General features: G+C 69.6%; 9 protein-coding genes. 3 read left to right on the top strand and 6 right to left on the bottom strand.

Annotated features, from left to right (window positions below):
• The first annotated feature begins 114 nt into the window (after nt 1–114).
• Nucleotides 115–1,614, top strand: a complete 1,500-nt coding sequence (glpK, locus tag ACWDMM_RS33625; protein ID WP_449941548.1) for a glycerol kinase GlpK — start codon at nt 115–117, stop codon at nt 1,612–1,614.
• Between the two features lie 46 nt (nt 1,615–1,660).
• Here the strand turns inward: glpK and ACWDMM_RS33620 are convergent, their stop codons facing one another.
• The gene (locus ACWDMM_RS33620; RefSeq protein WP_195080525.1) at nt 1,661–2,839 is read right to left on the bottom strand and encodes an aminotransferase-like domain-containing protein; all 1,179 of its coding nucleotides are present in this window, start codon (nt 2,837–2,839) and stop codon (nt 1,661–1,663) included.
• 289 nt (nt 2,840–3,128) lie between these two features.
• Here ACWDMM_RS33620 and ACWDMM_RS33615 point away from each other — a divergent pair, with 289 nt between their 5' ends.
• The gene (locus tag ACWDMM_RS33615) at nt 3,129–3,374 is read left to right on the top strand and encodes a hypothetical protein (protein WP_195080524.1); all 246 of its coding nucleotides are present in this window, start codon (nt 3,129–3,131) and stop codon (nt 3,372–3,374) included.
• Between the two features lie 141 nt (nt 3,375–3,515).
• On the opposite strand, the gene ACWDMM_RS33610 is transcribed toward ACWDMM_RS33615, so the two are convergent.
• The 3 genes from ACWDMM_RS33610 to ACWDMM_RS33600 all read right to left on the bottom strand — a co-directional run bounded on the left by ACWDMM_RS33610 (nt 3,516) and on the right by ACWDMM_RS33600 (nt 7,378).
• Nucleotides 3,516–4,538, bottom strand: coding sequence for a hypothetical protein (locus ACWDMM_RS33610; RefSeq protein ID WP_357113131.1), 1,023 nt, complete (start codon nt 4,536–4,538; stop codon nt 3,516–3,518).
• Between the two features lie 72 nt (nt 4,539–4,610).
• Nucleotides 4,611–5,591: a hypothetical protein gene (locus tag ACWDMM_RS33605; protein ID WP_195080522.1), complete on the bottom strand. Its 981-nt coding sequence runs from the start codon at nt 5,589–5,591 to the stop codon at nt 4,611–4,613.
• 383 nt (nt 5,592–5,974) lie between these two features.
• On the bottom strand, nt 5,975–7,378 hold the full coding sequence (locus tag ACWDMM_RS33600) for an NAD(P)H-quinone dehydrogenase (protein ID WP_195080521.1): 1,404 nt from the start codon (nt 7,376–7,378) through the stop codon (nt 5,975–5,977).
• 175 nt (nt 7,379–7,553) lie between these two features.
• On the opposite strand from ACWDMM_RS33600, the gene ACWDMM_RS33595 reads away from it, so the two are divergent.
• Entirely contained in the window at nt 7,554–8,027 is a 474-nt protein-coding gene (locus ACWDMM_RS33595; RefSeq protein ID WP_039796248.1) for a gamma-glutamylcyclotransferase, read from the top strand.
• Nucleotides 8,028–8,239: 212 nt separating this feature from the next.
• Here the strand turns inward: ACWDMM_RS33595 and ACWDMM_RS33590 are convergent, their stop codons facing one another.
• Both ACWDMM_RS33590 and ACWDMM_RS33585 read right to left on the bottom strand, forming a co-directional pair.
• Nucleotides 8,240–9,388 (bottom strand): M20 family metallopeptidase, encoded by a 1,149-nt coding sequence (locus ACWDMM_RS33590; RefSeq protein ID WP_397070889.1) that lies wholly within the window; start codon nt 9,386–9,388, stop codon nt 8,240–8,242.
• Nucleotides 9,389–9,504: 116 nt separating this feature from the next.
• On the bottom strand, nt 9,505–10,746 hold the full coding sequence (locus ACWDMM_RS33585) for a M20 family metallopeptidase (RefSeq protein ID WP_195080520.1): 1,242 nt from the start codon (nt 10,744–10,746) through the stop codon (nt 9,505–9,507).
• Nucleotides 10,747–10,869 lie beyond the last annotated feature (123 nt).

Here is a 10,869-nt window from a genome sequence, read left to right as displayed (position 1 = left end):
GTCCGAGTGGCCGCCGCGTCCGCGACGAAGTCGCCAGCGGCGGTCGCTCGGACGCGAGCCACAAGGGGGCCGCGAACACGCCGCGCCGAAGGCGCGGCCAAATAAACTCAGCCCATGCGTCGCTATGTGGCCGCCATCGACCAGGGCACGACTTCCAGCCGGTGCATCGTCTTCGACCGGCATGGGCGCGTCGTCGGCGTCGCCCAGCGGGAGCACGAGCAGATCTTCCCGCGACCGGGCTGGGTGGAGCACGATCCCGAAACCATCTGGCGCAATACCGAACTCGTTCTCGGTGAGGTTCTCGAGCGTGGCGGCCTCGGCGCCGATGACATCGCCGCGGTGGGCGTCACCAATCAGCGCGAGACGACCGTGGTGTGGGACCGCGAGACCGGCCGGCCGGTGTACAACGCGATCGTCTGGCAGGACACCCGCACCGACCGGCTGTGCGCCGAACTGGCCGGCGACGCGGGACCGGCCCGCTATCAGGACCGCACCGGCCTGCCGTTGTCCACCTATTTCGCCGGGCCGAAGCTGCGCTGGATCCTGGACAACGTGCCGGGCGTGCGGGAGCGCGCGGAGGCGGGCGAGCTGTGCTTCGGCACCGTCGACAGCTGGGTGCTGTGGAAGCTCACCGGCGAGCACATCACCGACGTGACCAACGCCTCCCGCACCATGCTGCTGGATCTGCGCTCGTTGCAATGGGATTCGGAGATCTGCCGGGAGTTCGGCGTGCCCGAGTCGATGCTGCCGCAGGTGCGCAGTTCCTCGGAGGTCTACGCGCCGATCGGTTCGGGACCGCTGGCCGGGGTGCCGGTGGCGGGCATCCTCGGCGACCAGCAGGCCGCCACTTTCGGCCAGGCGTGCCTGGCGCCCGGCGAGGCCAAGAACACTTACGGCACCGGCAATTTCATGTTGCTGAACACCGGAACCACGCCGGTGTTCAGTAAGCACGGCCTGCTCACGACGGTGTGTTACCGCCTCGGTGACGCGGACGCGGTATACGCCTTGGAGGGCTCCATCGCGGTCACCGGCTCGCTGGTGCAGTGGTTCCGCGACAATCTCGGCATCATCTCCTCCGCCGACGAGATCGAGCCGCTGGCCCGCAGCGTCGACGACAACGGCGGCGCCTACATCGTGCCCGCCTTCTCCGGGCTGTTCGCCCCGCGCTGGCGCCCGGACGCGCGCGGCGTGATCACCGGGCTCACCCGCTTCGTCACCAAAGCGCACCTGGCGCGGGCGGTGCTGGAATCCACCGCGTTCCAGACCCGCGAGGTGGTCGACGCGATGCGCGCCGACGCGGAGTCCCAGCGGCTCGGCCTGGAGCTGACCACGTTGAAGGTGGACGGCGGCATGGTCGCCAACGATCTGCTGATGCAGTTCCAATCCGACGTGCTCGACGTGCCCGTGGTGCGCCCGGTGGTCAACGAGACCACCGCGCTGGGTGCGGCGTACGCGGCCGGGCTGGCTGTCGGCTACTGGGCGGGCACCGACGACATCCGCGACAACTGGACCGCCGACAAGACCTGGCATCCGACCATGCCGGAGGCGGAGCGCGAAGAGCGCTTCGCCGCGTGGAACAAGGCGGTCGAGCGCACCTACGGTTGGGTGGACTGAAAACGCGCCGAGTCCGCTTCCGCTACCGAAAGCGGTGCTCCCGAATCTATGCGCCGATCGCGCGCGCCAAGCGCGCAACCGCCTCCCGCAGCGTCGTCGCGTCGGAAGTGGTGAAGCACAGACGCATCGAGCTCCGATGACCGCCCGACACCGCGAACGCCTCGCCGGGGACGTAGGCGACGCCGAGATCGATGGCATGGGGCAACAGCTGCACGGTGTCGGTCCCATCGGTGAAATCGACCCACACGAACATGCCACCGGCGGCGTCGGTGCTCACCAGCCGGTCGCCGAAGCTGGTGCGCAGTTCGTCGACCAAGACCCGCGCACGCGCGCCGTAGACCCGCCGGATCTGTTCGACCTGCCCGGTCAGCCAGTCCGCGTCGGCGAGCAGATCGGCGGCGATCTGCTGGGTCAAGGCCGAACCGCACAGGTCAGCGCCCTGCTTCAGCAACTCCACGCCCCTGCACACCGCGTTCGGCGCGGTCATCCAGCCCACCCGCAAGGTCGGGGCAAGGATCTTCGACACGCTGGACAACCGGATCACATTGGGCGAATACGTCGCGATCGGCTCCGGCGACGGCCGGTCGAACCACAGCTCACCGTAGGGATCGTCCTCGATCACCCAGAATCCGTACCGGTCGGCGAGCTCGGCCAGTTCCCGTCGACGCCGCGAACTCATGGTGACACCGCGCGGGTTGTGGAAATTGCTCACCGTGTGCACCACGGCGGGCCGCTCGCCGCGGCCGAGCAGCTCGGCCAGCGCGTCGACGCGCATCCCGTCGGCGTCCAGCGGGACCGTCACGATGCGCGATCCGGCGGCGCGGAACACCTGCAAGGCGCCGACGTAGGCAGGATCCTCCACCACGACCAGTGCGCCCGGATCGAGCAGCACCTCGGCGAGCAGCGACAACGCCTGCTGCGAGCCGTGGGTGACGAACACCTCCTCCAGCGGCACCGGCCGCCCCAGCCGCTGGGTCTCGCGCGCGGCGAGCACTTCACGCAGCGGGCCCCAGCCCGCCGACTCGGTGTACTGCAGTCGTGCGCGGTCCGCCAGCGCCGATTCCGCCGCCTCCGCGATCCGGTCCCTCGGCATCAATTGCTCGTCGGGAAGGCCACCGGCCAGGCTGATGATGTCGTCGCGCGCGGCTACCTTCAGCAGGTCCCGAATCGCCGAGCTCGTCAGGCCGTCGAGACGCCGGGCCAGTGGTGGAGTGATCGCCGACATGAAACCTCCAGGAGGACGCCACGGTACGCGTATCCTCACTGTTTCATACCGACTACCAAAATATGAAATTCTATTCTCAGTATGTGAGACCCAATCGATAGGCGAGGACACCGGTGCGATCAGTCGAGTGCGCCTACGGCAAGGCCCACCGACCCGCTGCCCGAAAGCCGAGCCCAGAGGGCATACAACATGTCCGATCGAAGTGATCTATATCACTCGATGGAACGGCCTGCGCACCGCGACCGTCCAGATTCACGTACAGATCATCCGATCGAAGGAACGAAAAGCAATGAAGCACATCGCATCCGCGCTCGCCATCGGTGCATTGACCACCGGCATCCTGGCCTTCGCCGCGCCCTCGGCGAACGCCGCCCAGCCCGGCCAGAAGTGCACTGTCCCCGGAGCGACGGCGAAGGACTACGTGGACGTGGGCAATGGGGTCCAGCGCAAAGCCGTTCTCGGCTGCGTGCGCTCCGGCGGAGGCTACGTGTGGCAGGTCACGAACTACCTGCAGCCGGGCGTCAACGACGGCTGATCGGCGTCGGCGGCCGCGGGTGCGCAGTCCCGGCGCGCACCGGTGGCCGGGCGGATCGGACTCGGCACTCGTTTCAGGCAATGCGCGCAGCCGGGATCGCGGGAAGGAACCGGCGGACGGGTCCCGACTCCACGAAGCGACTCAATCGATCAGATAGATGAGGGTCCGCCCGTCCAGATTCACGGTTGTGATCACCGGGAAGTACTGGGCCTCCGTGCCATCCGGACGGTGCTCGGTGATCTCCACGTTGAAGCGGTCGGGGGTGATCTCCGCGATCCGCAGGCAATAGCCCGTCCCCTGCGGAATGTGCTGATCAATGGTCTTCTGCAGGTCCGCGGGGGGCTCGACGTTCGCGCCCGGCGCCACGAACGTGTGCGCGCGGGTGGCGCTGCGCTCGGAATAGTAGGCGTGCTCGAAGCCCAGAATCGCGCGGATCCCACTGCTCGTATCCCCTGGGCCGTTGCCGAAGGTGACCTTGCCCTCGGTGCGGGTCGGGCAGTTCACCGACACGGTGCTGGGCCCGGCCGACGCGGCCGTACCGTTCTGGTCCTCATCGCTGCCGCTGGACACGATGATGGTCACCGTCAGCGCGATCAGCACCGCTACCGCGGCGACCGCACCGAGCACGATCCATCGCGGCGAGGGGCCCTTGCGCCGGGCCGGCGCCGGTGTGGTCGGCACACGCAACGCCAGCCGCATGGCGATCGGGTCCTCGGCCCAGGACAAACCCGATTCGGACGGCGCGGGAGGCTTCGGCACGCCGCCTTCGGCGGTCGGCTGGTTCCACCAGGATTCCTGCGGCTCACCGCTCGTCGGCTGGGAGCGCTCGGCTGCGGCGGAAGGCTGCTCGGGCGCGGCGGAGGGCGGTCCGGTGTAGACGGTGGAATCCGGCGCGCGGAACTGCGACGGCAGCGCGGGTGTCGTTTCCGGCTCGCCCGCGGGTCGCCAAGTCAGTTCCGGGTGATCGGTAGGCTGCTGCGGCACCTGCCAGCGGGGACCGGTGTCGGCCCCCGTCGGCGGGCCGAATTGCGCAACCGGCGGACCGAATTCCGAGACGGGCGGTCCGAACTCGGAAACCGGCGGCCCGAACTCCCCCAACGACGGACCGAACGCCGAACCGGACTGGTCGGATTCGTTCTCCCTCGCGTCACCCTCGGAGGTCACACCCAATCCTTTCCCAGGACACACAAGTGGGGCGGCCGTGAACGACCGCCCCACCCGCCGAAACTGTACGTGTCAGTACTGGAGTGAGCCACCCCACTGGGTGGTGACACCACCCACGTCGACGGTCTGCGGAGCGAAATCGCCCGGCTGAAGCGGAAGCTTAACCTGTGCGGCGGCATCCAGGGCAGCGGCTCCGCCCGGCTGCTCCCGGATCCAGTCCTCCACCGCGGCCTTGGCCTGGTTCAGCTGGGTGGTGTCGAACACCGTGGTGGTGTTGTTCGATGCCAAGCCCTCGCCACCGGTGTAGGTGGTCAGCTTGACGGTGTTCTTGTCGACGAACTCCACCGAGACGCCCGCTTCACCGGAACCGGTCGGCGTGCGGTAGCCGATGGTGCCGACGTAACCGGCCTCGTTGCTGAAGTGGTGGGTGTTGGCCACGTGGCCGGGCAGGATGGTGCCGCCGTCGATGTTGGCGCCGATCTCGGCGTGCGGGCCGGTCATCTCCACGACCGGCGCGGCCGGAGCCGACTCCAGCCGCGGCGCCTGCCAGCGCGGCTGTGCCTGCGGCTGCACCAGCGTGGAGCTGTCCGGCTGCCGCGCCTGGGCGTTGTCGTTCTGCGCGCCCTGCTGCGGAGCGGCCTGCTGTCCTGGCTGCGGGGCCGCCTGCTGGCCGGACTGCCCGCCCGGCTGCGGCGCCGCCTGATCAGGCACGACCGCGGGCAGCGGCTCGTCCGGCTTCTGCTGACCGGGGACCGGCAGCGGCGCGACCCGCGGCGGGGTCACGCCCGGCTGGGTCGGCTTGGCCAGCTTCGGATCCTTCTGTTCCGGCGCGGCGTGATCCGACTCCGGGGTGGTGACGCCCGGCTGGCTCGGCGTGGGCTTGCTCTCCGGCTTCTGCGCCTCCGGCTTGGATTCCGGCTTGTTCGGCTCGGCCTGGGTGGTCTCCGGGGTGCTCGGCGACTCGTTCACGCCCGGCTGCGCAGGCGCGGGCGTCGACGGAGTGGCCGGATCGTTGGGAGCCGCCCCCGCCGGCGCAGCGAAGAGAGTGGCCACGGCAGCCGCTGTGGCCAGTGGCAACGAGGTGCTCGCCATCGCTCGCTGCGCCCGACTCGGCTTACGATGTTTCACTTTTCGCAATTCCCTTCCCGGGTGCGACCGGAACGGCCGCATGCAGTTGTCCCTGGGTGAGACGCCTGATCGTCGAACGACCCGGGCCGTTCGCACGTGCCGATCTGGAAAGAACCCATCCCCCCACACCGAACTCCGCGACCGTCCAGCCGATCGCATCTCTGCCGAGAGTGAACCACATGTGCGCAGGATGGGCAACGCAGCGAATAGCCAAGGGTGGCAAGAGCGCCCGCATCCCGCGTCCGCCCCGAGTTCACCGGGCCCGGTGTCCGGGATCGGACACGGCACCCGGTGCGCCGAACCCGAGCTCAGCCCAAGTCGTCGTGCCGCATCAGCAAACGCGCCGCCTCGGTCACCGAACCGGTGAGCGACGGGTACACCGAGAAGGTCTGGGCCAGGTCGTTGACCGTCAGATTGTTCTGCACCGCAAGCGCGATCGGCAGGATCAGCTCCGAGGCGATCGGCGCGACCACGACACCGCCGATCACCACGCCGGTCGCCGGACGGCAGAAGATCTTGACGAAACCCCGTCGCAGCCCGGACATCTTGGCGCGCGGATTGGTGTTCAGCGGCAGCATCACCGTGCGCGCGGGCACCTCGCCGTTGTCGATCGCGGTCTGGCTGACGCCGACGGTCGCGATCTCCGGCCGGGTGAACACCGCGGAGGCGACGGTCTTCAGTCGGATCGGGCTGACGCCTTCGCCGAGCGCGTGGTACATCGCGATGCGCCCCTGCATCGCGGCCACCGAGGCCAGCGGCAGCAGGCCGGTGCAGTCGCCCGCGGCGTAGATGCCCGGCACCGAGGTGCGCGACACGCGGTCCACCCGCAGATAGCCGCCGCGGTCGAGTTCGATGCCGACCTTTTCCAGCCCGAGGCCGGTGGTGTTGGGTGTCGAGCCGACGGTCATCAGCGCGTGCGAGCCGGAGACGGTGCGGCCGTCGGAGAGCTTGACCACGATGCCGTCGGCGGTGCGCTCCACCGCGTCGGCACGGGCGTGCTTGACCAGTTCGACGCCGCGCTCGGCGAGCGCGTCCTCCAGCACGAGCGCGGCGTCGGCGTCCTCGCCGGGCAGCACGCGGTCGCGGCTGGAGACCAGTTTCACCCGCACGCCCATCTCGGTGTATGCCGAGACGAACTCCGCGCCCGTCACACCGGAACCGACGACGACCAGGGTCTCCGGCAGCTCATCCAGGTCGTAGAGCTGACGCCAGTTGAGGATCCGCTCACCGTCGGGCTCCGCGCCCGGCAGCACCCGCGGGCTCGCACCGGTCGCGATCAGCACCACCTCGGCCTCGATGATCTGCTGCGCGCCGTCGGCCAGTCTGGCCAGCACCCGGTGCGCGGCCAGGCCGCTGCCTCGATCGATCAGCTCGCCGTAACCTGCCAGCACCGTCACCCCGACGGTCTGCAGTTTCGAGCGGATGTCGGAGGACTGCGCCAGCGCCAGCGCCTTGACGCGCGCGTTCACCTCCGGCAATTGCACCTGCGCCTGGGCCGGGTCGAGGGTGATCCCCAGATCGCGAGCGCGGCGCAGATCGGTGCGCACGCCGGTGGAGGCGATGAAGGTCTTGGAGGGGACGCAGTCCCACAGCACGCACGCTCCGCCGATGCCGTCGGAATCGATCAGCGTCACCGACGCTCCGTGCTGGGCCGCCACCAAGGCCGCCTCATAGCCGGCCGGTCCGCCACCGATGATCGCGATGCGGGTCATTGATACCTCCGCTCCGTGCTTCGCGCCGGGATCTCCGGCACGAGGTCAACGTTATCCGGCAACCACCTCGCACCACCGACCGCGTTACCGGTGCGCAACGGTCGACCGCCGGGCGGCGCGCCGCAGGTGCGGCAATCGAACGCGGTCTGCGAAGGTTATTGGCTACCCTTTGCTGGTGCCGATCTATGCCGCCTATGGGTCCAACATGGACTCGACGCAGATGCTCGAGCGCTGTCCGCACTCCCCCATGTCCGGGACGGGCTGGTTGGAGGGCTGGCGGCTCACCTTCGCCGGTGACGACATCGGCTGGGAAGGGCCTCTCGCGACGGTCGTGGAGGATCCCGGTTCCCGGGTGTTCGTCGTGCTCTACGACGTGTCCCCGGAGGACGAGCAGCGCCTGGACCGCTGGGAGGGCTCGGACTTCGGCATCCACAAGAAGATCCGCCTGCGCGTGACCCGCAACGGCGACGGTGGCGAGCCCACGCTGGCCTGGCTCTACGTGCTGGACGCCTATGAGGGCGGCCTGCCATCGGCCCGCTACCTCGGCGTGATCGCCGACGCCGCCGAAAAGGCCGGTGCGCCAGAGGACTACGTGCACGCCCTACGCACTCGCAACAGCCGCAACGTCGGCCCGGGCAACTTCGGCTGAGCGCGCGTCACCTAGCAACGCCTGCGGTGTGGCCGTGCCCTCTCCGCCGGGCTCGACCACTGTCACGCTCCCGGCCTCGTCGAGTGCGAGGCCGTCGAGCACCGTTCGCGGCCCGGCTCGCGTCCAGGAGCGAAGCGCGGAATGCGCGCGTCTCGCCGCTCGGACGCGAGCCACCACGGGCCGCGAACACTCAGCGCCGCAGGCGCTGGAGGTCAGACAGGGCCCACGCCGAGCGCGAGATTGCTCAGCACCCGGACGCCGACCGCGAGCGCCCGCTCGTCGATGTCGAAGGTCGGCTGGTGCAGATCCAGCTGTTCGCCCTCGCCGGACCAGACGCCGAGGCGCGCCATCGCGCCCGGCACCTCCTCCAGGTACCAGGAGAAATCCTCGCCGCCGCCGGACTGCGGAGTGTCGGCCAGCGCGTCGGGGCCCAGTGCTCGAATGGCGTCCTCGAAGAGGCGGGTGGAGTGCTCGTCGTTGACCACGGGCGGCACGCCGCGCCGGTAGTTCAGCTGGTAACGCACGCCCGTCGGGGCGAGCAGGCCGTCGACGATCTCCCGCACCATCGGCTCCAGCAACGACCAGGTCGCGTGATCTCCGGTGCGGATGGTGCCGGTGAGCATGCCGGTCTGCGGGATGGCGTTCGGCGCCTTTCCCGCGCTCACCGCGCCCCACACCATCACGGTGCTGGTGCGCGGGTCGATCCGGCGGCTGAGCAGGCCGGGCAGGCCGGTGATGACCGAGCCGATCGCGTAGACCAGGTCGCTGGTCAGATGCGGACGCGAGGTGTGGCCGCCGGGCGAATCGAGCACCAGCTCGATGGTGTCGGCGGCGGAGGTGATCGCACCGACCCGGATGCCGATCCGGCCGACCTCCAGGCGCGGGTCGCAGTGCAGCGCGAAGATCCGCTCCACGCCCGTCATCGCGCCCGCGGCGACCACATCGATCGCGCCGCCCGGCATGACCTCCTCCGCGGGCTGGAAGACCAGCCGCACGCCGACCGGCAGCTGCGGCACCTCGGCCAGCGCCAGCGCCGTGCCGAGCAGGATGGTGGTGTGCGCGTCGTGGCCGCAGGCGTGCGAGACGCCGGGAACCGTCGAAGCGAAGGGCAGTCCGGTGAACTCCTGCAGCGGCAGCGCGTCCATGTCGGCGCGCAGGCCGATCCGCGGTCCTTCCGGTCCGATGTCACAGATCAGGCCGGTGCCGCCGGGCAGCACCTGTGGCGTCAGACCCGCCTTGGTCAGCCACGCCGAGACGAACTCGGTGGTGCCGAACTCGGTACGGGACAGCTCCGGATTCGCGTGGATGTGCCTGCGCCATTGGACGAGATCGACCGTGTGATCGGCCAGCCACGACTCCACCGCTTCGCGCCCTGATCCCCCGGTCTCCGACACTGCGGAGCTGCCGTGGCCCTCCGTGGCCACACGGACGCCCACCTCCGGGCCCGTCGCCGGCGCCGCAGAACGGCCGGTTGTGCTCACCGAATGTCCTCCTGTCGTTGAACTAGCCGTTGCAACAACCTGTCTCTATGGATGTCATCGCGGGCGACGGCGATTGCGGTACGCGCGAGCGCGAGCGCACCGTCGAGGACCGCACGATCCGCCGAGGCGTTGACGCTGGCCGCGGCGAAGCCTGGCTGATGTGTCACCGCACCACCGGCATCAATGCCGATGACCGGGTGGATGCCCGGAATGACATTGGTGACGTTCCCCATATCGGTGCTGCCCAGCGGCCGCTGCGCCTCGAACTCCGGAGCGAGCGGCACGCGTCCCAATCCGGCGAGCTGCTCGCGATAGACGAGCAACAACTCCGGATCCGGGGTCAGCTCGGTGTACGTCGGCGCGAGCGTCCGGATTTCGTGGGTGCAGCCGGTCGCGAGGGCGCCCGCCTCGAAACAAGCCGACGCTCGTCGCATCAGATCATCGAGGGATGCGGAGTCGACTGCGCGTAGGTAATACAGCAGTTCCGCACGTCCGGGCACGATGTTGGGAGCTACGCCACCGTCGCCGACTATACCGTGCAGTTGCTGGCCGGGCAGGAGATGTTGCCGCAGCAACCCCAGGGCGACCTGCGCGACGGTGACCGCGTCGCCCGCGTTGCGCCCCTGCTCAGGGGCCGCGCTGGCGTGCGCCTCGCGCCCGTGGAAGACCACCGACAGGTCGGCCAGAGCCAGCGAGCGGGCGCCGACGATGTCGAGCGGGCCTGGATGCACCATCATCGCCATCGCGACGTCGTCGAACACGCCGCGTTCCAGCATGAGCACCTTCCCACCGCCGCTCTCCTCGGCGGGTGTGCCGAACACCAGCACGGTGAGGTCGAGCGCGTCGGCGACCTCGGCGAGACCGAGCGCGGCGCCGACCGCGGAGGCGGCGATGATGTTGTGCCCGCAGGCGTGGCCGATCTCGGGCAGCGCGTCGTACTCGGCGCAGATGCCGACGGTCAGCGAGCCGCTGCCGTAGCGCGCACGGAAAGCCGTCGGCAGTTCCGCGACCCCGGCCTCGATCTCGAAGCCGCGCTCGGCCAGCGGAGCGATGGTCTTGGCGACGCTGCGGGTCTCCTCGAACGCCAACTCCGGTTCGTCGTGGATGGCGTGCGAGAGCGCGACCAACTCGGCGGCCGCCGCCCGGATCGCGGCGTCACCGCGCGCGACAGCGTCGACCTCGCACACGGCGTTGCCGTCGTGTTGCGTTCCCTGACGCCCGCCGCGCGGTGATGACATGCAACACAGTCTCGCACTGTGTTGGTTTTTCAGCGCCTTCGGCGCTGAGTGTTCGCGGCCCCTTTGTGGCTCGCGTGTGCGCGACCGCCGCTTGCTCCTTCGTCGCCTACGCGGCGGCCGCGC

The organism is Nocardia sp. NPDC003726, from assembly GCF_053586955.1.
Note: the sequence above shows the minus strand (reverse complement) of the source record. Positions and strands in the feature narration are given on the sequence as shown.

Bases quoted from the DNA above. Each gene is read 5' to 3' on its own strand.
- glpK (WP_449941548.1), top strand. From the start codon at position 115: ATGCGTCGCTATGTGGCCGCCATCGACCAGGGCACGACTTCCAGCCGG.
- ACWDMM_RS33620 (WP_195080525.1), bottom strand. From the start codon at position 2,839: ATGTCGGCGATCACTCCACCACTGGCCCGGCGTCTCGACGGCCTGACG.
- ACWDMM_RS33615 (WP_195080524.1), top strand. From the start codon at position 3,129: ATGAAGCACATCGCATCCGCGCTCGCCATCGGTGCATTGACCACCGGC.
- ACWDMM_RS33600 (WP_195080521.1), bottom strand. From the start codon at position 7,378: ATGACCCGCATCGCGATCATCGGTGGCGGACCGGCCGGCTATGAGGCG.
- ACWDMM_RS33585 (WP_195080520.1), bottom strand. From the start codon at position 10,746: ATGTCATCACCGCGCGGCGGGCGTCAGGGAACGCAACACGACGGCAAC.